Genomic DNA, 26,528 nt, shown 5'->3' on the forward strand with positions numbered 1-26,528 from the left:
TTTTTATAAGCAATTAAAAATGACAGATATCTGCTATTTTTTTGTCTTTTTTTAACCATTAGATTTGAGTGTAGAAGGTGCAAATTAACCAATACCTCAACCATGCCAACTATGCTTTTTCACAGATTTTTAAAAGTGATCTCTATACTTATTATTATACAAACAAGTTATGCCCAAAACAATATCATCCTTAATACTATATAGTGCTATAATACTGATTTTTGTACAAGACAATTTTGCCCAAACAAAAATAGATTTAGGTGGGTATTTAGGCAAAAACGGTGTATTTAAAAACCATATACCTACTCGTTTACAAGCAAACAGCAATAACTGTTTCAATTTAAAAATTTGGTATAAAGGCATAGCCGATAATGGGGCCGTACTTAAAGGTTTCTTTTACCTCAATACAGCTAACGGAATGTTTGGCTATAGTATTGGTAAAAACATAACCACAGAAAGTGCCAATCCAAATAGCCAAAAACTCAATTTCACCATTTCGGATAAGTTTGGTAAAAGCGCAACTTACTTTAACGAAAGTAAAGGCCGTAAGTGGATGATGGCCAATAACAAGGCTACTCCGCAAATCACTTCAGAATTATGGAAAAAACATGGTAGCCCAGCCGGTAACCGACGAAGATTTACCGATTTAAGTTTAGCGACTTATGCCTACTACAGTTCTACAACTACAGCAAACCCTAAAATGTATATCTATATGTATAATGAATATTTCGATAATGATGGCACAATCAAAAATTACATTGGCATGTACGGCATCGGTTTTTATCAAATAAACGAAAGTACTTATCTGGGCTTATCAAGGGAACAGGGCTCAATTTTTATGAGTATTGAGAAAATAGAAAAAGTAGATTTCTGCTTTAACGGTGCCGGTTTTAAAGATTTTAAAGAAATGGCTACCGCGATGAATGATGAGGTAGTGAACAACAAAAATAGAGATCTCGAGATGAAAGAGCAAAATTTAAATGAAAGTGATGGATTGTGTAGTGATCTAAAAAAAGAGCTAATAGCACTAGAAAAAAGTATCAATAAAAAAATGGCTGATGCCAATAGGGCCGTTAAAAGTGGCGGGTCAAATATAGCGATGATGGCAGCTGCATCAGACCCCAAAGACCAAATTGTAAGGCACCGTTTAGAATTTGATATTAAAAAATGTGAAGCACTACATTTTACTGGAAATACCTCATTAACTGCTGCACAAAGAAGAAAGCATAGTCAAAACGCTGCATGTTACCTCATCAAAATAAGCTTTTTAAGAAATATAGAAAATAAAATGACAACCATCGAGGTAAATAACAGAAGTAATACCCCAAAAGCAGTAATGGAAAAAAACATGCTTTACCTTCAATCAATAAAGCAATTAACTGCTCTATGTAATTAAAAAATTCATTTATAACCTAAACCATATGCCCCATTAACATCATAGTAAACTAAATATTAACCTAAAACCAAACAAATCATGGCAACTAAATTATTTGCAATGCTGATTTTAATTTGTACGGTAAGCCATGCACAAATTAATACCCGGGAGATCAAACGCAATGCCGAAGGAAAGGTAAGTGAGCGCTTAAATAAAGGCGTAAATGCGGGTATCGATGTTAGCGCTGAGCCACAACAAAATTCTGATATCTTAAGGAAATTTGATTTTGTACAAGGCGATAAAATTTTAATAGTCGAAAATTTTAGTCAAGATAATTTAGGCGATTTCCCCGCCAAATGGAGCACCAATAGTGGCGGCGAAATTGTAGAGCTAAATGGCGAACATTGGCTTAATGTAGGCAAAAACGGTGTATTTATGCCCCAGTTTATCAATAACCTGCCCGATAATTTCACATTTGAATTTGATGTAACCAGTAGCGCTAACTTCAATTTTTACAGCAATCCATTAAGTTTTGCTATTGCCGAACTGGCAAACCCAAATGCAGATTATGTGAAATGGAAACAGTTTAACCGCTTGGGTAGAAATGGTATAGAAGTTGGCATCCATCCTAAATCGGTGTCTACCTCAAATAGCAAAGGCACAACAAACTATCAGGTTTATACCAATGGTAATTATGGCGACAAAAATAAAGCCATGCAAAATGAATTTATAAGCGATGTTAAGCCAACCGTTCACGTTAGCATTTGGCGACAAAAAAATCGTTTACGCATTTACCTAAACCAGGAAAAAATATGGGATTTGCCAACTGCATTTGTAGAAGGTAAAAAATACAACAGCATTTTGTTTCAAACCGGAAATTTTAAAAAAGAAGAAGATAAATACTATATCAATAATTTAAGGTTAGCGGTTGGGAATCCAGATACCCGAAACAAATTAATTAACGAAGGAAAGTTTGTATCCTCAGGTATTTTATTTGATGTAAACTCGGCAACTATCAAACCCGAATCTTATGGTTTAATTAAATCGATCGCAGTGATCCTACAAGAAAATCCGGCAGTTAAAATTAAAATTATCGGCCACACCGATAGCGATGGCGATGATAAGGATAACCTGAAACTATCTAAACAACGTGCAGATGCCTTAAAAATCATGTTGAGTAGAGATTTTGGCATCAATGCAACTCGTATGCAAACCGATGGCAAAGGCGAAAGCATACCCGCAATGCCAAACACCAGCGAAATTAATAAAGCCAATAACCGTAGGGTCGAGTTTATAAAAATTAAATAACCCTGGACCATAATGCCAACTTAAATCAAAATATTTTAATCTAAACATCCAAAGTCATGAAACAATTGCCAATCATTTTTTGCCTTCTGATTATCTCTATAGAGGCAAGTGCACAAATAGATCCACGGGTAGCTACACCAATTGGTAAAAGACCATTGCCAAGTGCGCTTATTACCTTACCTACAACTACGCATATTGATAGAGTGGAAATTTACGAACAACCAAATTTTGGTGGCAGAGTGGCGAAATATGCAAATGTTGTTAATTCATTTACATATCCTTTTACCAATAAACGCGATATATCTTTAAAAGTTGCTCCGGGCCATATCGCTTACATTGTATTTGATGATGAATTTAAAAGCACTTTAATTTGCACAGGTGATTACCCAACCTTTGGCAGGGTTTTTCAAAATAACATCTTATCTATCACAATAAAATCTGCAAATGCACAAAACGTTAGTTTTAGTGGTTTCTCATTGCAAATACACAACAACGATTGTAAAAAAATGGCTGGTACTGTAAAAATCAGGCTATTAGAAAAATTACCCGATGGCACGTATGCAGCCTGCCCCATCATTAGCGAAAACGGGACGACAGTATCCAGTTTTAAAAACCAAGCTACTATATTTTCTAAACCAATGTTAGAAGGTCCCGAAGTGAACTGTATGCGTGATTTTATTTTCAATTCTGGCAGAGCAGTTCCAGTTATTTCAAGCACAGTAGCCTCAAATAGGTCTGCAATAAAAGATGTTTTTATGGTAAGTGATTATGCACTACAAAACGGAAATATTTTTGTAGAAGTTGTACCAAACCTTACCGTTGCTCACAAAAGTGGTGATTTAGCCGATGATTATGCTTCGAATGTAAAGATTCAAACAAGCGATCACGATTTAATTAATTATAAAAATGCTGGTATGTATTTTTCATCCAAACCATTTACTGCTAAAGGTAATCCTAACGACAACCATGGAAGAGCATCAGGTGTGGAATATAGTATAATTAAGGATATAAGAATTCACTTCAGCAAATAATACGATGAAAAAATTATTGATTCTTCTTTTAATTACGCCAATCATCAGCTTTGCACAACTAAAAACTGGGCGCTATTTTATAAGACAAGCACATAACGGCAAATACATTCAATACAATTTATCTGCTACCTTAATGTTGGCCGATGCTTGTGCCGATTTTTCTTGTCGCACTCAATATTTTGATATCACAGCGGTAGCAGGAACGTCAAAAATATATACCATAAAAAATGTGCAAACTGGAAAATATTTAACCTTTTCCGATTTAGACGCCTATGAAACAACAGCGCCAGCAATAAAGCTGGAACCATTACGGTCTGGCGCAAATAAACGTTTCCAACAGTTCTTAATCAATAGTGATAAAGATAATATTTACAGTATTCATCCAAATAAAATAACTGGCACATTAGAAGTGTTTTTGGCAACAGAAATGCGTGATATAAATAGCGGAGGAACTTTAATTGGTTTCGAATATAAAACTCCAGACCGCAACCCTGCAAATTATGCCAATACAACCAACGTAACTTGGAATTTTATGCCTATTCCAAATGCAACAGTAAGCAGAACATCAATTTCTACACCGGTTGTGGCAGACCGTACACTGCGTAGTCCATCGGTTATTGTTGAACAACCAAGCAGTAATAAATTAGATATTGATTTTAAAACAGGCGCGGATAACCTTGAAATGAAACCTTTTCAAGAAAATGTAGAAATACGAATTATAGTCAGAAACAAAGCAGATGTAATTTTATTAAATGCAAACAAAGGACAATCGTGGCCAAATAATTCGATAAAAAGAGTAACGGTTCCTTTGCCTGCTAATATTACTGTCGATGAGCTTAGAGAAATTCACGTTTATAGAAACCGAAAAAATGGTGGAACACCAACTACCACCATATTTAACATTTCTGAAAAAGATAACTGGAATTTAGAGAAAATAACAGCCACGGCAAGGATAAAGGAAAATGGAGTGCTAAAAACGTACAGATTTGCTGATTTACCTAGTCCTGTACCTGGTCGTCCTTTATTTAGATTTGTTTACGAAGGTGGCGATGGACGAAGTGAAGGACAAGTATTTAAAGGGTCATTATCAAATGTAGGCTCTGGTTCCTCTACAAATACATCAGCTAATGCTACAAATGCAAGACCAGTATTTAAAATAGCAACCTTAACTGGCGGAGATGATTTGCGAGGTGGGAACGACAACCTAAACGTATTAATTAGACTAAAAATAAGACCGGTAAGAAACATTGCGCTAAACAATATCAACAATGGTGAAAAATGGAGCAATTTCACCGAAAAAACCGTAACAAAAACTATTACGGCCGCAGCATTTACTTTTGATGACATTGAAGATATTGTTTTAAGGCACACCGGTGGCAGAGGAACCGGAGCCGACGATTGGTATTTAGATAAACTAAAAATTACGCTAACCATTGCTGGAGAAACCAGAGTTTTAGTTGATGAAGTGGCTGCGCCAATACACTATTTTTCCGGAGATAATCGTTCGAAAATATTTACAATAATTAGGTAATCATGAAAAGATTATTCATTCTATTTCACTTTTATTAGCTGGATTATATAACGTCAATGAACTTTTAATGACATGAAAAAAATAATATTTGCTTTCATTATTCCTTGTTTATCTGTTGCTTGTACGATTTTAAAAAACGGCATCAGTTACAGCGGTGAGGAAGGTATTTTTGCTAAATCAGTTGCTCAATATCCAACTCAATATAGGCTAGTGGAATATGGGGAACCAAATTTTGAATTGGGAATTGAATTCAAATCCCATAAAAATGGACGAATTAAAGGTATACGCATTAAAAATCCTCAATCGGGCAATTTGCGTTTATCGTTTTGGGATGCTGATGAAAAAAAATTGATTAGCACCTATACTTTTAACAATGGCAATCCCGGCAAATACAATTTTGGGTATTTTCAAATCCCTGTTAAAGCAAATAGAACCTATTGTTTAACTATTAACGTAAGGGAGTATTATTACCATGTTTTAACATTTGACAAGCTACCCTTAAACTTACAGGAAATTAGCTTAACGAATAGCGTTTATGCTGAAGGTAAATATCAACGTTATCCAGAGTTTAAGGTTGATAATGTAATTCACGGCTTAATTGATTTAGATTTTGAATGGGAAGTAGAAAAGAAAATTTATGGGCGGCATTAACCAACACCACAATTGATAAAAAACGAAAGAATTGCTGAATTGGAAGACCAATAAATATATCATGGAAACAATACCTCTCCCCTGCATCAGCAAGGGAGAGGTACTTCCTATAAAACAAGCCCGGTTTAGCTCAAATCATTAATATCGCTATAAAATAAAATGATGTTCTTCAATTCAATCAATGGCAGTTTAACCTCCGTTAATGAAGAGAAAACAGACACGTCCAATTGAATCCAGGCATTGGCTGTAGTAGGATTATTCTGCTCATACCAGGTCTTGATCGCCGCAGATAACTTACATACGAAGGAATCTGTCGGACTTACCGTAGCCGAACAACCTCCCGCCGGAATCGTAAAATCTGCCGGGATGGCAAAATTAAACGGCGGTGCCAGCAATATTGGCAATTGGATCGCTGCCGGTAATACCAATGGGTCCGTCTGGATCGACTCACTCTGCAATATCGGATAGTTCCAGGTCGCACTCAATTTAATCAGCTGCTGATCGAGTTCATCCTTCGCAAAAAACACCGCAAAGAAATTAGCCAGCAACTCCCCTAGCGAATGTGGTACCGTTGGTACCGCCATCAGCTCTGCAATGTCAAAGAGATAATCATTGTTCAGGATCGGCACCAGCTTATTAGAGAACTTCACCAATGGACTACGGTATATAAATTGAGGATTTGTAGGGTTGTACGGGATCAGATCTTCATTTCTGATGATCGACAATCCAGCCCAGGCATACTGGAACTCTAAAATATTCAACTCATTTACATTCACTTTTCTTGAAGAGACCGACAAGGAATCTATCCAGGACAGATAAACCGGGTTTTCACCTGTCGTTTGATACCAATACGCATTAGGAATCAACTTACCACTCTCATCCGTTGCCGGAACAGTCGTATAGTCAGGGATACTCACCACAGGCATATTTGGCAGCGTCACCGCGATATCCTGATTATTTCCGGTATAGTTCAATATATCCTGCTCAGAGATCTCATCCTGAGGTACAATAGTAACCAGTAAACGGTTATCATTGTCCTTATCATCCGTTTGAACGATCATGAAATCAAAGGCACGTTTCGTATCGGTATCACCACCGGCGGTTAAAACTACACTCGTATAATCATTCCAGGCAATTGCCAGATTATTCGTTAAGGTCACTAAGGCCTGCAATGCGTAATATGCATCGTCCAGATTAGGATCTGCAGAAGTAGAAGCAGCAGTAATCGCAGTAAGGTATTTGTTAAAATCATCCAATATCTGCGGCCATACCGTCACCAGTTGTGCCATATCATTAAACAGATCACGCGAAGCACCGACCATCATTCTTGCCTGAGGCGAAGGTATCGTGTTGAACTCAATCTCAGAGAATATCCGGTCTTGTGCAGCCTGATCTTCCGTGTAAGAATAAGTATAATCCCATTGCGAAGCCTTCTCTAACTTCGCGTTTTCCGTATCTCCCGAAACATCAACCGGAGTTCCGGTCTGAGTGGTCAGCGTTGGCGGAGTTGGATAATTACGCAGCACGATGGGAATATCTACCAGCCCCAGGTTTTGTTGTAAGACCTGAAGATCTGACCCCGGACTTACCGGAGTGTTCACATCGGCTGGAATAATAAAGGTCAGCCAGTTAGAGCCTTTATACCCTTCAATTCCAGGAACATCACTGATTTGAAACTCTATATGCGTCACCACATAAGAAAGGTTGAGCTCCACGCTGCTGTATTCTTTCGCATTCTTGGTAGAGAAGCTAAACGTTAAATAAGAATCCTCAGAACTTGCACCTTTCGCATTCAGCTGCACTTTAGCAGTAGAAATACTGTACATGCTTTTCAGATTATCATCCAGCGTCACCATGTCCTGTTTTAACGAGGATACCCCCTGGAATGCAGGATTATCTACCATAGGAACACCATACAACCTTGGAGGCGTGGTATTATTGGCAAAACCTGTAAAATCAGAGGTCGCAGTCACTTTCGTCTGTACCAAAGCACTCACATTGTACGCATTTCCCAGCTGATTCAGCAATTGCTGTTTAAACTGTTCTTTCGCATTCGCCAGGCTCTCCGGATCATCACTAATCACCGGAGCGGTTAAAACAGATTCAATTTCATTGGAAATCGTATCCGCAAGGCTCTTCTTCGCATTGGTAATCGCTTCCACAAAAGTATCGGCATCAATCTGCTGCTCGCCCAACCAGACCTTTTCATCAGCTGCTTTGAGTTGGTCGACCAGGAATCCCGGCACGGAGAAATCTGAAGTCAGGAATACATCAATCACATTGAGTGACTGCGCAGCCCAGTTGTCCATATCAATCCCTGCAAAATTCTTCAATTCTACAGAACTGTCTACCAACCCTTTACCGGTTACATATTTCTGAATCGGCACTCCGTTTTTAGAAACCAGACTGGTATTTAATGGTTTAGGTGCATAAAATACCGGAAGCAAACTGTACACATAAATCGTATAGTGATACTGCTCAAATTCTGCCGCAGTAAGTACCGTTTTCAGCTGTACATCAAAATCTGTCCGGTTGTCATAGACCACATTCAGTAATGGTGTTAATTTATCCGTCACTTCTGTAGGCACCTTACCTTTGGTATCCAGGTTTTCAATAGATTGAGGCGTCAGCTGATAGAAACAAGCTTCTGAAGCCGACCAATAGATTCCCTGTCCTTCCTCCTGGCCCATACGGACCACATATACCGCCTGATTGCTGCTGCTTCCTGCCTGATCCGGATTGGTACCAATCGCAATTTTCAATTGATAAACACCCGGATTGCTGAAAGCCAGCTCAAATTTCGCGGCAAATTCATTCAGGCCATTCGGACTCGTTTGCGCATCCTGAGTACCTGATGGCGTGCTTGGATCAGTCTCTTTTAGCGCAATGATCGTTTGAGGCCTCACCGCAGTAACCGAGTTCGTTACCAGGCTGCTATCCTTAAAGTCATTGTTTACAAAGTCGAGATCCCTGGCAAATTCCACATCAACCGTTAACAGTAAAATGGATGCCGTATCAATATCAGCCGGATTGATCGGATTCACAATAGGACTCATCACCGGAGGCGTTGCGTCCTGCTCATTTGATCTGGCCAGTAGATAAGTATAAGCGTCTTTTACAAACTGAAGCAACTGGTTAAACTGCGTTCCGGCAATCGCATAATCCTTATTCGGAGTCAGCGAAGTGCTCAGGTTGATGCTTAGCGTATTGTGCCCATCCTTAGGACTCAACTGCGTGATCTGGTAATAAATATTCGTATAAATGATCAGGTCGTTTTTGGCATTTGCTTTCCAGTCTTGCTGCTGATCAGCAGGGACATCCAGCGGCACATACCTTTGGGAATTGAAGTTAAAGTTTAAAGCCAGCTCAGCGCCAGTATTGTTATCATTATCAAACAGATAACTCATCTCCAGACTCGGCCATTTACCCAATCCTTTTAACTCATCCGTATAAGCAATCTGCACCGGTGGATTGTTCAATGGCGTTTGCGGATCCAGACTTGGGTCACTAAATGGCGTAATCGTGTTGTTGCCATAGTAATCTACCCAGTCAAAATGCACCTGTGCCTGTCCGCCAATACCCAGATAAGGGTTGTCCTCTTTTTGAGGATAACCTGCCGGATAACCCACTGGATTTTCCAGAGGAAGCTCCATATATGCGTTCGGTTTGGCAAATTGCGCCAATGGAATCACCGGATTATACACCCATAATTCATCTTCTATTGGTGTCGCTTCCGCTTTTCCTAACAGCTGATCCTGACTCTGAGAAGTCACCGGACCAGCTGGCAATCCAATTTCACTAGGCCCAAAATCAGCGTTCTCAATCACGTTGTAGCTGAGCAGGTTGTACAAATTGTCCAGGTATATTTTCGCATAATCCGGATCTGTCACTTTATAACCCTCCGGTAACACAGGATTGGTACGGTTAAGCTCAAATGAAGCCGCTCCTTGTGGCACATTGGATACCTTGTGTAAAATCTGGTCATTGATGGTCAACGGTGTACTCGTACCGAAGAAATTGGTCACATTACGGACCGCCCATCCCAATACCGACATGTCTATAAAGTAATAAGCGGCAATGCTTCCAAAAGTATTTCCCGGGGTTCCGGCAGCGCTGCTAACCGTGTAATTCAGCACAGGAATATTGACCAATTGCCACAATGCTAAATTGTTCCAATCGGCGATCTGCGGATTTAAAGCCTGAAGATCTGTCGCGCTTACACTGTAATAGGCCGAAATCGTTGCCAGATTGTTCACCGTACTGATCCTGCCTACCTCATACACCAATCCGCTAAACGTAATCACCGGTATCGGTGCTATACTGGTGTTTAAGACCACACTGGCATTGATTGCTGCAAACTCACTGAGCAGGATATTATACCTCGAACTGATAACTAATGGGGTATCCAGGGTATTTTGCGCATAAACGGTCAGTCCTTTTTGCTCCGCACTTTCCGCATAAACCACACAAGAAGAAACATCAATTTTATCTCCCGTCACCGCACAGTTCATGTAATTGCCCGGCTTATTGGCAAAGACATCGCTATAACTCACCATCAGGCGGATGGTAGCAGTATCCCCTTTACCAAATATGCTGTCCGGGAAACCTTTATTACCTTCAATCTCGTTGTAAAGTAAGTAATAACCTCCTGAACGGGTAATGCTGCATTCCCATAACAAACGGATAAAATCGTAGGTGCTGTTCAGGATTCCGGTGTCTAAAGTTGTTTCTTCAATCGCCAACATTGCCATTTTCATCGCCTGATTGGAAGGATTCGTTTCCGTAGAAAGGTTGGCCTGCACAATAAATGATTTCATGCTGTCCATGCCTACCGACATCAATCCGCCATCGGCTTCATACAACCACTGAATATCAGTGACCATACCTTGGTTGTTGTTGCCGGAATTCGGATCCAGCGCTTGAAGCAATCTTTGTAAGATCGTTGCACCAGCCTCATCGGCACCCATCAACTCGTAAGTATACGCATTCACCACAGCGGTGGATTCTCCTGTCAATCTTTTCAGATCGATCTCTACCATGGTATTCCAGCCGTAATAAGAAGAAGAACGGTAATCCATCAGGCCTTTGGCATCATTGTATTGTCCAATCTGAACACCAAACATCGATCCCGCCAGTTTTGGCAAGGCCAGCTGGGCAAGCATTCCTGAAGGGAACATCCAGATCAATGGAGAGATATCGTTCTGGTTGCCCATGCTGCCATACGGCAAGACTACTTTTCCGGACGACTGCCATTTGGTAACGGTCTGGAAGGTATATTGTAATGGCAATAAATCGTAAGGTTTCATTGGCGTCAATGAAAGCACCTCTGGTTGGATCCCCGTCTGCTGCGCATAATTCAGCAACGTACTGATCTGCGCAATATCCGGATCATCCAGTATCACGGAAAGCATATTTCCTCCCGGGTCATTTATAGATTTTCCATCAATCTGAAGCCAGCTCAGCGAAGAATTGATCAGCTGAATCTCAAAGCCTTTGGCCACATCTGCAGGCAATACAAACTCCTGTCCGGTTAAAGAGAACAGGGCGCAATCACTGTCTGTCGGACATGGTGATCCTGCCGACAAGGTCAGTCCCGGTAAATCAGTAGGCAAACGCATGCCATGCAGCTGATACCTGGATGCCATACCAGACAATTGTCCGTAGCAACCATTTTCTGTGAAATAAGCCAGAATACTGCTCACATCCAGAATCTCTAATCCCGGAATATTGGCACTGCTGTACCCATCTCCATTGTAAAACAGGTCAGTGATGATCTGATTTGAATAATTGGAAGCCATCAATGCCACAGTAGTGCTGTAAGTCACAGAAAGGTTAAGCAAAGTATCAGCCTGGGCCGGATCGTCAAAAATAACAGCACTGTAGTTAAACGGCGGAATTAACAGTTGTCCAAGGGGTTGAATATTCAGCGACTGTACCACAGGATCTGCAGCCAGAATTTCCGGAGTAACCGTAGTTTTAGTTGACACGGTAAGGTTCTCCGCCATACTGGCCAGGGTATCTCCCGGCACAATGATATACGGTTCCGAATTATAAACAAAAGTATTCCCGGCGATGAACAAGCCCGGTGTCACCTGGTTTTGCATCAATAGTCCGGCAACATCCACATTTTTATAAATGTTGGTTACTACTGAAGTAAAGGTATCCTCGTTTTTAGCCGTATAAACTACCGCACCAATAATCAACCATCCTCCAGGCTGCGTTACCGCTGTTTCCTGGAATACCAGGTCTGCAGAAAGTAAGGCCAGCGTCGTATTTAACCCGGCTGCTACTGCTTGTAGCGTATCTCCTGCTTTTACAGTATAAGAATTACCATTGTACTTCACAACCTGTCCCGGCGCGAGTAAACCTGGTACTGTACCGTTCTGAACGATCAGCATCGCTGAGGTAACCGCATACAGCATCGCCACAGAACTAAAGGTATCACCACTCGCAATCAGGTGCATATGCCCTGTGATCTGAAGGGAAACTCCAGCAGTAATCGGATGATTTTGGTTGGCCACAGCAATGTCCTGCAAGACCACATGGTTGGAATAACCATTTGCCGTAAGGCCGTTTGCCCATGTCGTCATGGTCTGCAAACTGCGATCCACCGCCACTTTATCATCTGCACTGTCAATTTGGTAAGTAAAATTGTTCATCGCATCAGATCCATATCCGGCGAGTTGTTTTCCGATCAACACAAAGTAATCTTCAAAAACAAAGGTCGACATGCTATAGCTTGGCTCTGTGCCGTCCATCATTTTCGCCTGTGGCGCCGCATTACTTTCTTCGGAAACGCTCACTTCCAGTTCAGCAAACCATTTCTTCACCTCCTCAAGATACTCGGCAGTCGCCATATTGTATTGGCTGAAATCAATGCTCAATGGAATACCAGGAACATTTAAACTCAGGTCATAGAACATCGGGAAAATTGCCGCAGAAGCAAGATCTTCACCCAAATTCTGAAGGTTAACTGCCGCAAATGAACTTTGCAGGAAGGTCAGGATATCAGCTGTAGGAATCGGGAAAGGATTGCCTTCGTTAGACAGCAACGCAATTAAATTGTCCAGATCCAGTTTTGAAATGCCCTGTGCGTCAATTTCCGCACGTGTAGTCAGACCTGCATTCGGATCTATATAATTGGCCACCAACCAGCGGAAGAAATCACTGCTCAACCGTTCAAATGAAGTCGTGCCATCACTCGGACCATTCGGATCCGGTGCATCAATGAACAACGTAGCTACATATTGTGCCTGCTGACTGTTCAGATTGCTACTTCCTTTAGGCGCAGAAACCGTTAGGTGCGGTACAAAGTATAAATTAAGTGTTGGCAATACATCATCAGATGTAGTGGCCAGCATGGTGTTAAACTGAAGCCTTGGCCTGCCAGCTTTACTGGTCATCATCCTATACTGTGGCATCGCAAGCGCTGATGCCGCTGATGCTGCAGTCAGGTCTTTGTTCCATGGTGCAGCCGCACGATTGTCTGTGCCGATGGTCAGGTCTTGTCTGATCGTTGCATTGAAGCTGAAATGAATGGTCACTTTGAAGAAACCCAGGTTCAGACTTGCAGAAACCCTGACGTCAACAGTAGCCACAATGGCTAGTGGTATTTTGTTATAGGCTTCAAAGATCGCCTGTACGTAAATCGTGATCGTAATATTTACACTGGCAGAGATAATTCCAAAGTCGATAGAACCATATAATTTACCAATGATCCCCACCGTACCTTTCAGGTAATAGTAGTAAGAAGTTTCGACCGTCTGCAGGTTTTGCTCCTGCCCTGCCAATGTACCCTGATAGGGATGATAACTGGCAATTACCCCTTCAATGATGCCAAATAAGGTGAGGCTGAAACCTGCACTCAGGAGACCATAATTAACACTATAGCCAACCCCAACCTGTAACCCTATTCCAAATACCAGTACCGGATTAAAGTTACCATAGCTCGTTGCAGGCACCAAATTGGTGGTGGCACTGCTCAGTTTGCCAAAATAGAACCCACCTGAACCCATGGCAGGGATTCCCGGCGGCACAATGGCCTGAAGGGTAAAGGACCTTGAAAAATCCATATTGTACGGAAACCCGATGTCGACTTTAAAATCGCCATTGGTATAGATTTCCAGGCTGATGCAGGGAAGGGTAATGTTCACTGCCCCAAATTGCAGGTTGCGCAATGCATCCGGCAGCGTCAGGTCCATCTGGTATACTCCAATAGAATCGGAGATCTTTTTATACATGATCTCAAATACGAGTCCTTTCAGCACTTTCGCTTTATCACCACTTAAGGCAATGCGGAGACCATACAGGTTCGGGTCGTTGAACACAATCTGCGCGTCCACGGTCCAGACCGGTTTATCCTTGGTGCCTACATTTAACACCCCGAAACTGGTGGCGATCAGCCAATTGCTGTCTTCATTAAAATTAAGCAGCGTATTGCCAGAGCCTGGTCCTATCGGAATAGTTCCCGGTTCCGGTTCCGTAAATGCCTTTTGCATGGCATCGGTCACCTCTTTAATCGATTGATAAGAAGCACTGTTGGTCAGCTCCACGTGTTGTCCCATGGCCAGCAGGTAAAGTCCGAAATACTCTGAACCCTGTCCCGGAACTTCAGGCATTTTGTTAATGTCCTGTCCGCCTTTCTCTGGTTTAAACAAATTACTGTCGTTCACACCAGGAACCGGCGATGATCCATCAAATGCAATGAATACACCGGTCGAATTTTTGGTCAGGCTGATGCCATTGATGGTAATAAATATCAAATTGAGGCTCTTTCCGAATTTGTAGTTTACCTTGATGTCTTTTGTATCCAGATTATAGGTCACAGAGAAGCCGTCCAGGCTCAGGTCGTTCAGTAAATCCCATGGCGAATCCAGTTCAAAAGTAGGATCCCCCATCATTTTCATAAATGAGGTAATCAGGCTGCCTACAGACCATTTTTCAATGCGGAAAGTGATGGTTTTTGAGGCATCAGTAACGTTATATTCGGTGATGAATCCCTCCCACTGGATCGAGAGCAATTGATTATTTTTTGAAAAGTCGTAGCCAATATTCACCTCTGCATTGAAATACTCCAAGGTCACGGTTCCGGCAATGGCACCCTCGTAAGTGGTTACCGCAGGGCCGGTTGCGGAAGGCGTACTTGTATATTTCAAGCGTATATTAGCAAGGATATTAATCGGCTGATTGATGATCGGGAAGAGGAATTTCCAGACAATCGCTGTTTTCACCTCATAAGTACTCGTTCCTGTGGCCGCATTTGGCACATAAGACACCAGGGAGAACTGGGTGATTTTAAGGTAGTCTGGCAGGAAGCTATCCGGCAAATCAATGTTATTAAACAATTGTTTGATCAGTGCGCCGAGATCCAGGGTTTTCCCCGCAGGCATGGCAATGCTCAGGTTCCATCCACCGGCAGCTGCAGAGCTGTAGTTCACATCCACATTGAGCTGCAGGACTCCTATCGCAAACAAACCATTCACTGCAGCGGTAAACACGCTTTCGCCTGCGCCGCTGGTTGGCGTAGAAGAAGTGATTTTCAGGCTACCATTGGTAACGGAAATATTGGTGATGAAATTAAGGTTGATATTGGTATTGGCATAGAACTCATAATACTTATTGTTGATGTCCATCGCCATCCCAAAGCTGGTAAACTCTACCAGCAGCAGGCTTGAAGGGATATCTATGGCTCCTTTGGTAATCGCCTTAATTAAATCATTAAAGGTTACAGAACCTTCGAATGAAGCGGATAAAGTAAGGTCGGAAGTAATTTCCACATCAAATCCGCCTTGAAATATGGTTGGGAAGAAATCCACATTGGCAGTCAGGTGGATCAGTTGCGAGTTGATCTGACCTGGTCCTGGTCCGATGATCAGCCAGGTCACATCAAATTCATTGATGATAAAATTTTCGAACAACACCCATGGCTGCGTAGAACCTACTGTTGCCGAAGCGCTTTCAATAGTAAAACCATTGTTGAAGCTCACCGTAGTTGCAAAACCTTTAAAGGCAATTGCATTCAAATACTGTTGCAGTGTAGGTGGCAAAATGGTAAACCAGTTATTGCCTGCCATCAAAGAAAACAGGTTCAGCGGTGTCAGGGGTGTGGAGGGATCAGGAGTTACACCAAGGAAATAAGTGTTCTGACCAGGCGTTACGCTGGTACTGAAATCCATCTGGATGGTTGTTCCCAATAAAAGCTGCAATTCAAAATAAAGACTGGATAGCTGTACGATATCACCATCTTCTTCGGCTTCTTCTTCATAAAGCGCAAGCGTGGATCCAGCTCCATCGAGCGCAATCATCCTGGATGCAATTTCTGTATCGGCTACCGTTTCAATTTTAAAGCCTATCGCCGGGCTTTTCACCGTCAGAAAGCTAAAGGGAATCACCTGCACATCCAGTTCCACCTTTAAATCCATCTCCGGATAAAGAATGGTATCATTATTTACCTTTGATGGATCGAGCTTGCCTGATAAGGCGATCTGCTTACCATTAATCCAGCCAATCAGGAAATTTACGAGGGGCGCAAGTATTCCGGTGAGCTGAATCAGACCGGCAAAGTTTTGACCTGCCACCAGGCTGATCTCGTTTTGCTGCCATACATATTGGCTTTGAGGCGCTGATGAAAAAATAAAGGTTGGATGAGTATAAGGTAAATCGCTATAAATACCGCCTACCATAAATGGCCAGCTTGTGGCAAAAGTCCAGCTACTTAAGGTGATGACAATTACAAATTGTACATTTCCCAGGCCGTCATCAGTAACGACAAAGGAAACTGCCGTATTGGAAGCCTCCACCTGTAGCACACTGGCCACCCCTGTAATCGTCAGGGTATTCCCTACCGGGTCATTTATGGTGGTACCACTGGTGTCAATTAACAGACTGCTGTTTGCAGCAAGCTGATAACCGGCAGTCAGCATAAGGTCTAAATCTGCAGGGACACTAAGTCCTGCTTTGGTAAATGAAGCTGCATTCACCGTGATGTTACCGTTATTCTGGCTGGCTTGTTGCTTAAATTCGTCGGCAAGTGGTTGTAAACTCATAATAGTATCTCTTAAAAAAACTAAAAGTCAATAATTAAGGCCATGTGGTCGCTGGTGCTTCTTACCACACCATAGTTCTCCCACTCCCGGAATTTTGGTCCGACACCTTTTGTGTTTGGCGCATATCCACCGTTCCCATTGGGTGCTGGATCTGGAGGTAACAGCAAGGCAACTGGTGCTAAAGGATCTGCAGCTGTGCGATCCGTTTCCATTGCAGTAGTATAAACCAACGTTCCTTTTGCACCGGCATAAGCAGGTGTAGTCGGTTTAGTATAAGGAGAACCTGCAACCAGGTTCACGATCGTGATCTTACTTGAAACCGGCACCCTCACTGCATCCCCATAACGGGTCAGCATATTGTCGTAACTGTTTTGCGTCATATATCCATATGCGGGATATCCCCTGGTATCCGTAGGCTCTGCTTTATTCTTTCCGGAAGTACCATACAAAGTGGTACAGATATACCCCTGATCAGGGAAACCGGATGCTGCAGTAGGGTTAATCTGCCTGGTATAACTATCAGCAATAAGGGTATCATAAGCCTCATCTGCCAAAACTTTTTCTGATAGATTGACATTAAAATCACCCATGATGATCACATCATCCTGCGCCCCAAGCAGGGTGGTGATTTCTCTGATCTTGCTTAAGGAATCGACCCCTGCAGCAGAGATTTTCGTTTCTGGTGGAGGGGCATGATAAGCCAGCAATTTTATATTTCTATTGCTGCCGGCATCCCAGAATGTGGTCAGGTAAGGCGGACGTTCACCAGCGCTCGGAAATTCCAGTTTTACCGCAGGTGCAGCCCCATCATCATATAGCCATTGTCCGGCAAGTTGATTTTGTCGCAGTCCACCATTAATAATCCCAGCCGTTGTTGGGGTTTTGCCGGCAGGTAAAGCGGTATCCCAGGGCGCAGCATAGGCAACAGTAGCACCGCCTCCTATTACATTTGCCGGATTAACTCCACCTTCCCAGCCAAAAGGACCCGTAAAAAACAGATTGCTGCTACTGTTAAAAAATACGCAAACCCCCTCTTTTAAAGTGCTTTGACCAATAATTAAAGGAGGAACCAACATCCAGGTTACTCCAAATTTGGCGCGTATTTTTTGCAACAAATCCAATGCCGCCTGACTACCTCCTGTGTTGATTAAAGTACCCTCTGCACCAGCACCAGTTGTCGTCTCAATGATCACAAAGATATCCGGCGCATTTGCCTGCATCACATTTAAAATCAAATCACTACGGTTCCCTGAGGCAACTATACCACTGGGGAGGGATCTATCTTTTCTTTTCGTACTAGGATCGTTGATCTTATTGATCGAAAATTTTTCTATGTTCCAATACAGTATTTTTGTCATAAAGTATTTCTTTTGGCTACATTCTGATTGATTAAGGCGTTTTATTATAGGAGGCATACCATCCCAGACTGCTGGAGGTAGCGCCCTTCTTTGGATTCCCAAAAAGCAGGAAATTTGTGCTGCCACCTGGTGGAAGCTTCAATATTCCCAGGAATTTCAAGGCGATGTTCGATAAAGTAAGCAGGTAAGAACCCTGGGCATCGATACTCGTAGCCGGGATGTATTGCAGGCGCAGCTTGTCGATGGTTAATTTTAACAGGCCCTGGATACTGAGCAATTTCGCATTGCTGGAAGTACCCGGTAATTTTATGCCGATGAGGATATTGTACTTGTTGGAGTCTTTTTGTTCCCCCGGGCTCCAGGCGAGTAAAAGGCTGGCATTGAATCCCAGGTTGCCTGCCAGTTCCCCCGGACTTCCCAGGTTAAGGTTCATCTGCAAGCCATACCAGTCGCCGGAAAGCCCATTCGCATTTACCCCAGGTAAACCAAGGGTCAGGAAACCCTGACTGGAAGGCAATGAATCTTCATTACCACTCATTAATTTAGAGATCGACAAAGCGAAATTTGGATATAAACTACTGTCCCGGGTATTGCTTTGCGAAGAGTTAAAAGAAATCTGACTCGCATCAAAAGCATAACTCACTACTGAAGGATTATTCAGATTAAAGCCCATCTCAATATAGAGATCCGCATAACTCAGCCCTTTTTGATAATCTGCATCGTCGTCATCTCTGGTTCCAAAAGACCAGGCGTCGAAAACATAGGGCGTTAAGGTATCCGGATCCACTACCGGAGGTGGCGGTGGTTGGGGTGGCACACAACTGATCACGCCAAAATTCAGGAATCCCCACATCAAAAAGCGTGTTTCAATATCAACCGCTAAAGGATCAGTGGTTAAGGTATTGAATTGTATTTTGGTAATCTCTACATTTTGCAGTAAGTTACTGTCAAAGTAAAACAGGTTATCATCTTTATTGTCAAACACATATACCGCTGTTCCATTGTGATCCTGATAGGTACCATTCAGCACCACCGTATTGAGTTTTGCCGCACCGTATGGGTTATTGGTATAGGCTACCTTGTCGGCAAACAGGTTGTTCATCGTGAGCTGGATCTTGCTGGAGAAGCTTTTAATGGCCGTATTCTCGAACAATACCTGTAAGGAAAGTACTTTAAAATCATAGGTGGCATTCACCAAAGGCGGAATCGGCTTGTCTACACTTAATCCTTGTGCCACCTGTACCCCATAAGCCGGATCGATGTAATTGATCAGCCCGAAAATAGAACTGACTGGTCCCATGGTAATCGTACCGGTTGCATCTACCCTGTTTACCTCTACGCCCACATGGTGTGCATTGAAATTTTTAAGATTGATTCCGCTGATCAGCCCTTTTAACTGCTGCGGGAATTCCTGCAGATTGATGTCCGCTTTCAGGGCAAGGATGCCATTCCAGTTGGGATCGTTAATGATCTGGTGGAATTTTTCATAATAATTCACTTCATCAGCGCTTTGTGCTCCATTTGCAGCAGCGTAATAAGCGTCTTCGGCAGATTGCAGGTAACTTTGCAGCCAGGAAGAAATGGCAACCAATTGAGTATAGGAGCCATCTAAGGCATCCGGAGCAATATTGAAAGCATTGGCCTGCGTCCAGTCTTTCGGGTTCTTCACCCTATCCAACACCGTCCCCTGACAAAATTTAAAAAGGAGTACGTTGTTGTAATCGGCGTAAGTATTTTTGGTGCCTACATTAAAATCAAATGGCCAGTCTTCAATCGACATTTTGTTGTTGAAGATCGCCTCTGCGCTTGTGCCTCCCTCCTGATCCTGGATCGTAGAAAACAAGGTGCCCAGGTATTGATTATTCGTCATCACCACAAATTGCTGATTGGTGAGAAAGGCAGATTGCAGTTCCGAACTCAGGTTGATAAAGCTCAGCTGATATTCAGGTGCAGGATCAGGAACCTGACCAACAGGACTCACATACCAATGTGCAGCTGGGTTTTCGTCTACAGTATTCTGAGCGAGGTTGAGCAAGCTCCAGCTCCCCGTATCCATCACATTGGCCACCAGGCCTTGCGGAGTAGTTGATGGCGTATAACCTTCTGAGCCATTAGCCCCGGCAGAAAGCATTGCCCTTTTGGCCCTGCTTTTACTGGCATTGGGCGCTGAAAAGCTGTTTGTAATCTTGGTTTTCCTTTCGGCACTCAGCACTTTCGATTCAAAGGACTTAATATCACCGGTTCCGGGAGGCAAAATTGCCGGAATTCCCAGGTATGGAACCATAGGTACATAAAAACTGTCATTTTGAGGCATATCAACTGAGGGCTCAAAAAAGCCAAGAAAACTGGAATTGCTGTCTTCCGAAGCAATCCCATGTCCTTTTGCATATAAGGAAGCGCCTTGCGGCTGACAGGCATATTGGACATTTGCTGTACTGGAAGAAACAATATTGGCCCAGGAAGTCAGGTATTCCGAAGTCAGCACCGGGTTGTCTGTGCCCGGTTGCGCCAAAGAAACCGGTTCACTTGGGAAATTGGGTGCATATGCGGGCTGGCGACTAATAAACCTTAACCGATCCCCAACGGGGTTTCCCCCGGTATTCACATATGGACTGAAAGTGATCACCTCTGTACCTGAAAGCCCTGGCAGAAAATCAAACTGCCCGTTCTCATCAGGAATGGCAGTCGGACTGGCACTCATGTCGAGGTAAAAATCCCCTTCAGGAACCATATAATACACCTGATCTTTTGCATTACGGGGCGATGGAGAAATGACAAACCTCGCCGTATTGGTGGTCGGATATAGATTATTGATCAGTTCAGTCGTTACTACTAAATCTATAAAAGGGACCAATCCAATGGGATATCCCGTGTTAATGGCGTTGTAACTTGGGAATATAGCGGCCCTGTTATTGCCTGAATCGCTGTTATATATTTTACCGGTAAGGGCAAAATAAGTGTTGAGCTGAGCAGCATTGCCGATGTCCAGCAAGTCTATCTGAGCCTGTGTGATTGCATATTCATTCACATTACTACCTGGCTTAAGTATTGGATACGTAAAAACGTTCAATGCACTGCCACTGAGGTAGTAATAGTTATTTTGAAGTCCATATCCCTGGAAATCCATTTTGAGATTGAATCCAAGGGAAAACCTGAAACTTCCGGTCCCGGCAACACCAAATGGAATGGTCATATTGCTGTTGAAAAGGGATTGGGTGCCAATGGTTTTATTTGCGAAACTGATGTTCGGATACCTGTTGTTAAAGGCAAATTCCAGGTTTGTTGGTGCATCCAGCGGACTGTAGAACACAACGGTATTATTGTCTATGTTTAAAGTGGCGAAATTGTTCCCGATAGAGAGATTGGTGGTTATCGCCACCACAAAACTACTTCCCGGGGTGTATTGAACCAGATTGATGACGGTAGTATTGCTGGTAGAAAGCGGTAAAGTCGTATCCAGAATCCAGGCGAGGCCGAGATAACCTGCGATGCCTGTCCCTGTTCTAAAGGTCGATAGATACTTTTGGTAGTCGCTGGCGACGGTATTCGACAGTTCTACCCTGCTAAAAAGGAAATATACCTGCTGCTGAAAAGCAGTGGGCAAATCAATGAGGCTTTCTGTATATGTTGAGCCAGCAGGTAACAATACCGCGGCAAATTCGCTGCCTTGTGCTTCGGCAACATATAAACTTCCTCCTCCGAATTTTGCATTACTAAAAGTAACGCCACTGGTGATCTGGCTCAAAATAGGTTGATTTAATAGGGATAATTAAAAATCAATGACCAGGACAAAAGAGCATCGTGGTAATTGCTACATTTTGTGCAGACAGGTTAATGGTATTCAGCTGTTTTCCTTTAAAGTCTCCAACTACAATGATTTGTTGCCCTGGTGCTAATCTATGAATACCGTTAAAAAGTGACCCATTGTCGTATTTAATGGAATCGGGTGCTCCGGTATTCACGGCGACTGCAATATTGGAAAGGCTTGCATTTCGCATATAATACACACAAGATGTACCATTATTGGTCTTCAGTTGAGTGTATTGAAAGGGCAATAGCGTAATTGTTTTCTGTTGTTGTTTTGTTGGACTCTGACTTGATACCAGGGTCCAACTCAACATCGTCAGAAAGAAAACAAGGATACATACTCCTCCTTTTACCGTCTTTCTTGAAAAGTTCAACTACTAAAGTTTAATACTTAAGCAGTTACACAGGTAATTGAAGCGCTTGCAGGCACCGCTGTACTGGTGTTGTTCTGGATCGTGATCACAGCTCCCAACAGGTTACCGAATATAACAACTGCAAATCCAGGTGAATTTGCAGGAATCGTAAACAGGCCATTTAAATATGGAGAAGGTTGACCATTCACAAATACAGCTACACCTGGTGATGTAGGCACACCGGAAATAACCACCATGAGGTTATTTGAATTTGAAGTATTTACCGTGTTAATGGTACTCGAAGCTCCGTTAGAAGTTGTAATTGTACAATTCTGTGAAGGTGTAATGGTTGCAGTACCATTCTGGTTGATTGTTGGATTTGCCATGATGATTGTTTTTAAGTTTTAAATGTTTTATGATTGGTTTTATTTGTAATAGGCGCATTTTTGGCGTATTGGCCCGCATAAAAAACCGTTAAAAACAAATGACAAATAAAAGCTTGCCAGCATCTGCTCCTTGCAAAGGCCTTTAGCTGATCCGGAAAAAACCGGACAAACTGCTTTAATGAATGTCTGAGAAAAAGCGAAAATAGAATCACCATCATGAAAAATGGCTGAGAGAGGCGTTTTCATTTTTTGAGATTTATGCGTTAATACTTCTAATGAGTTGTTATTCTCCTTAGATCTATCATAAAGTTATGGAAATAAAAAAGAATTTTTGTAGGTAGAAATCCTCTTTTTTTAAAAACAGGTATTTTTACCTATATCTAAGTCATCAATTTTAAAATATGAACATTTACCGCTACTTTGCCATTGGGAACACCTAAAAATTAACCATGAGAAACTTAGTCATTTTTTTAGCTTTGATGTGCCTTCACTTCAGCGGCTACAGTCAAAAGAAAAAAACAAGGCCTATTCCACCTCCCCTGCCCAAATCAGGTATGATAGAATTTTCCAGGGATACACTGTCACTGCAGCAATACGCATTACCGATTTTATTCCAATGGAAAATGAATGCAGATACAACCCTTAAACCTGGCACCGTTTTTAAAGAATTGATTAAGCTTACTTACGGACAGACCGAAGTTAATGGTGATTATAGCCTGCAGCCATTGACACTAAAAAAAACAAAGCCAGGTAAGGCTGTTTTGGAAAGCAAAATTCCGAAGATGATCACCAGGGTTGGTTACTACGATGCAGAAATTTTAAATGGCGTTGTAATACTCAAGGGGGAGAAAACCATGTCTTTAAAAATTATCTATGATAAAAACAAACAACTGAGCCATTTGAAGGATTTAGATAATGGAGCAATATATAGGCACATCCCGTCAGATGAGCTACCAGTTGCTGTCCCTGTTCAATAAAACACAACTAATTACATATATCAAAGGTGGATAAATTTTTATTATTTAGGATATATCTCTATGAGGTTTTAGTTCATAAAGATATATCCTGGAATTAATTTCATCAGCGATAACTCATCGGTATAATGACTAGTTTCCTGTTACTAGTGGTTATCCATACATGTGAATTGGGAGCAAAACCTAAACTATTCAACCAATTTCCAGAGAGTATGATTTGAGGATAGATGGTTCTGCTGTTACGATTGAAACGGATTTGTGGTTGGACTTTTAGTGACCTAACGACTTTTTGAGTTCTGACTTTGTTCTTTTTTGCTACTCGCATAAATATAGTTTTTAAGGAGCCTGATGGTGCCGCGAGTAACAAATACACTGAAATGTTCGGGACTTTCACCCAACCTCCACCAGGCTATGATTTTAATTATTTCGTTCAATATTAGCATAGTATATTCATTAATCGCAGGTCTAATATACAGACTAAAAAGGAATTTAATTTAAATATTAAGATAATATTTATTAACAATAATGACTTTTAAGAAACTAACAGTTTAATATACACTTTATGCGATATACATTTAGCGTATTCAGGGATAGCGAAACTGAGAACAAGCCTCAATAATGATCAGTCAGTTTTAATGATTTGATTTTACAATATTTGGCGCACGTGATTACAATTTAACCATATTCTCTCCAGCCCCTATCTTAATCCCATCTAAACTTAGTTCTTTCGGAACAAGAACCTTGAATCGCTGTTTCTTTCCACTAAAGAATCGTTCAACCAGCAATTTTCTTTGGTTTATGATTGACTGCACAATAAGTAAATAAGGCGATAAATTCCTAAGATTTGTCCCCTTTCCCAAACTGGTTTCAGTACTCAGAATATTGGCGAGATCAGTTGAGTTAAGCCTAAGTGCCTGTAAAAGTGAGTGCGTATTTTTGCATAGCCTAACCACATCTCTTGGGAGTTCCTCATCTTTAAAATTCACTTTATAGAAGTGCATGATCTCTTTGAGTGAGGTGGTTTCATGGCTTTCCTTTAGAATTTCAGGAAGCATCACCAACCCATTGATACCACTTATTGCTACCTCCGCCTGTTCGAGCATGGCCTTGATCTGAAAAGCAACTCTTTCTTTCGACCAATTAATCTCATCTGCTTTGTAGATAAGGTCATGTGTAGCTAATCCCCATGCGTGTTGTAGGAAAGTCTTTATCTGAATTTCGAAAATAATATCCTCAATCGGCTCAGGCGGCAAATATTCTGGGCTTTTCAATTTCACATAAATCCTTAAGTCATCAAACTCAAAAGAAAAGGGAGACTTGTGGGTCTGAGCGGATTCCTTTGGTTTTTGAGAGACAATTTCAAAACGTGTTGCCAAAAGTGTCTTTGCTCTATTGATCTGATCCAGATTCTCAACCACTAAGGTACACGCGAAAAAGTCCTCTAACTTAGTTGGTTGTTCAAATCTACCTGTTTCCAATTTTAAAGCAAAACTCTCTAGCTGTTTGATACGGCTGAAATAGTGCCAAGAAATGTTATCTCTGCGCAACAGTCCCATAATTTCATCAACTCGATTTTTCAGCACTATATTCAATTCCTTTTGAAATTCATATGCTGATTCAATGGACTGAATTACTTTCATTTTAAAGAATTGATTTAAGTGCTGTGATCCGATTGAGTCGCTGGGGATAATCGGTAGAGGCGCCTTTTGAATTTACTAAGTAGATATTTTCTTGCGCTAAATTTCGGCCTTCCTCTATAGTAACCGTCATTGGCTTTTCAGCCCGCGTTGGATACTCAATCTCATGCTGTACACCTACCATAAAGTGAAGATATTTATTCGCGATGGTGGCTACATCTGGAAGATCGGACTCATTGAGAGCAAGAAATGCCCAAAGGCTATAGATATTATTGGAAGTCTGACAATAGAGATCGATACAAGAATTCACTTCATTCATCTCTGTAATTATAGTTTTTATCCGTTCTTTCCGTTGGTCAAAAAGTTCAGTATCTGGAAAGTCTTCAGTTTCCTCCGGACTGTCATATTTTGCATATATTTCATCTAGATATTCATGGCTAAAGCCATGTATGTCATTCTCCAAAAGGACTGCTAATAATTCCGAAATAAACTGAACATTACGCATGCGCTTATCTCGAGCTTTCGTACTCACCTTCAATTTCCACCAAAATTCCTGTTCACTTTCTTTCTCGGATTCCAGTATGAACCACCCATCAAAACGCGCATGTCTAAGTTCCTGAGGTTGAAGGTTCTTTGAATTTCTGTTTACCCTATCAAAAACTTCATCAATGTTAGTACCCTCTATACTTTCAATGAAGTCAACTACCAAGACATAATCCCAGAACTTCCTTCTATATTCAATTGGAATATCCTTGAATTTCTTACCATTTATATTTTCATCTCCAAAGGTTTTGCTAATCGAAATTTTATTCTCAGCAAACATTATAATGGTTTCTAGCCGCTGTTTACCATCAACGACGTTAAATGTAGTATATCCTTTATCGTCAATCTCACGATGTACAAATACAGGTGGGGCTGGATAGTTTCTAAAGATGGTATCTAGAAAGAATGCACGATCTTTTGGGGCCCAGACACTTTTTCGTTGATAAGGTGGGTTAAGTACTAGTTGCCCATTTCTGTACATATCCAAAAACCATGTAAGATGTTGAGGCGTTGGTTGTCTTTTCATTAA

The 26,528-nt window shown here is 41.7% G+C and carries 14 protein-coding genes; 6 read left to right on the top strand and 8 right to left on the bottom strand.

The window, feature by feature from the left end; genetic code table 11:
• Positions 1-169 precede the first annotated feature (169 nt).
• The 5 genes from BLQ87_RS13090 to BLQ87_RS13110 all read left to right on the top strand — a co-directional run bounded on the left by BLQ87_RS13090 (position 170) and on the right by BLQ87_RS13110 (position 5,896).
• A complete protein-coding gene (locus BLQ87_RS13090) occupies positions 170-1,396 on the top strand; it encodes a hypothetical protein (RefSeq protein WP_074607342.1) in 1,227 nt (408 codons plus the stop codon).
• 78 nt (positions 1,397-1,474) lie between these two features.
• Positions 1,475-2,683: an OmpA family protein gene (locus tag BLQ87_RS13095; RefSeq protein ID WP_074607348.1), complete on the top strand. Its 1,209-nt coding sequence runs from the start codon at positions 1,475-1,477 to the stop codon at positions 2,681-2,683.
• A gap of 56 nt (positions 2,684-2,739) precedes the next feature.
• Positions 2,740-3,714, top strand: coding sequence for a hypothetical protein (locus BLQ87_RS13100; RefSeq protein WP_074607349.1), 975 nt, complete (start codon positions 2,740-2,742; stop codon positions 3,712-3,714).
• Between the two features lie 4 nt (positions 3,715-3,718).
• Positions 3,719-5,245 carry an RICIN domain-containing protein gene (locus BLQ87_RS13105; protein ID WP_074607350.1) on the top strand — a complete coding sequence of 509 codons (1,527 nt, stop codon included), beginning with the start codon at positions 3,719-3,721 and terminating at the stop codon, positions 5,243-5,245.
• A gap of 72 nt (positions 5,246-5,317) precedes the next feature.
• Entirely contained in the window at positions 5,318-5,896 is a 579-nt protein-coding gene (locus BLQ87_RS13110) for a DUF4082 domain-containing protein (protein WP_074607352.1), read from the top strand.
• Positions 5,897-6,021: 125 nt separating this feature from the next.
• Here BLQ87_RS13110 and BLQ87_RS13115 read toward each other — a convergent pair whose 3' ends face one another.
• Genes BLQ87_RS13115 through BLQ87_RS13135 form a run of 5 tightly spaced genes read right to left on the bottom strand, consistent with a single transcriptional unit; the run spans position 6,022 to position 22,845 of the window.
• Entirely contained in the window at positions 6,022-16,941 is a 10,920-nt protein-coding gene (locus BLQ87_RS13115) for a LysM peptidoglycan-binding domain-containing protein (RefSeq protein ID WP_074607355.1), read from the bottom strand.
• Between the two features lie 20 nt (positions 16,942-16,961).
• Positions 16,962-18,299: an exonuclease/endonuclease/phosphatase family protein gene (locus BLQ87_RS13120; RefSeq protein ID WP_074607357.1), complete on the bottom strand. Its 1,338-nt coding sequence runs from the start codon at positions 18,297-18,299 to the stop codon at positions 16,962-16,964.
• Positions 18,300-18,330: 31 nt separating this feature from the next.
• On the bottom strand, positions 18,331-22,044 hold the full coding sequence (locus BLQ87_RS13125) for a hypothetical protein (protein WP_074607359.1): 3,714 nt from the start codon (positions 22,042-22,044) through the stop codon (positions 18,331-18,333).
• 31 nt (positions 22,045-22,075) lie between these two features.
• On the bottom strand, positions 22,076-22,480 hold the full coding sequence (locus tag BLQ87_RS13130; RefSeq protein ID WP_143010433.1) for a hypothetical protein: 405 nt from the start codon (positions 22,478-22,480) through the stop codon (positions 22,076-22,078).
• Positions 22,481-22,497: 17 nt separating this feature from the next.
• A complete protein-coding gene (locus BLQ87_RS13135) occupies positions 22,498-22,845 on the bottom strand; it encodes a hypothetical protein (protein WP_074607363.1) in 348 nt (115 codons plus the stop codon).
• A 449-nt stretch (positions 22,846-23,294) separates the two neighbouring features.
• On the opposite strand from BLQ87_RS13135, the gene BLQ87_RS13145 reads away from it, so the two are divergent.
• Positions 23,295-23,822 (top strand): hypothetical protein, encoded by a 528-nt coding sequence (locus BLQ87_RS13145; RefSeq protein WP_074607367.1) that lies wholly within the window; start codon positions 23,295-23,297, stop codon positions 23,820-23,822.
• Between the two features lie 103 nt (positions 23,823-23,925).
• On the opposite strand, the gene BLQ87_RS34255 is transcribed toward BLQ87_RS13145, so the two are convergent.
• The 3 genes from BLQ87_RS34255 to BLQ87_RS13160 all read right to left on the bottom strand — a co-directional run bounded on the left by BLQ87_RS34255 (position 23,926) and on the right by BLQ87_RS13160 (position 26,525).
• Positions 23,926-24,144 (bottom strand): SymE family type I addiction module toxin, encoded by a 219-nt coding sequence (locus BLQ87_RS34255; protein WP_074607369.1) that lies wholly within the window; start codon positions 24,142-24,144, stop codon positions 23,926-23,928.
• Positions 24,145-24,487: 343 nt separating this feature from the next.
• Positions 24,488-25,459, bottom strand: coding sequence for a nucleotidyltransferase family protein (locus BLQ87_RS13155; RefSeq protein ID WP_083361841.1), 972 nt, complete (start codon positions 25,457-25,459; stop codon positions 24,488-24,490).
• 1 nt (position 25,460) lies between these two features.
• Entirely contained in the window at positions 25,461-26,525 is a 1,065-nt protein-coding gene (locus BLQ87_RS13160; RefSeq protein ID WP_074607372.1) for a DUF262 domain-containing protein, read from the bottom strand.
• Positions 26,526-26,528 lie beyond the last annotated feature (3 nt).

Origin of the sequence: Pedobacter steynii (genome assembly GCF_900103665.1) — a bacterium.
GTDB lineage: Bacteria > Bacteroidota > Bacteroidia > Sphingobacteriales > Sphingobacteriaceae > Pedobacter > Pedobacter steynii.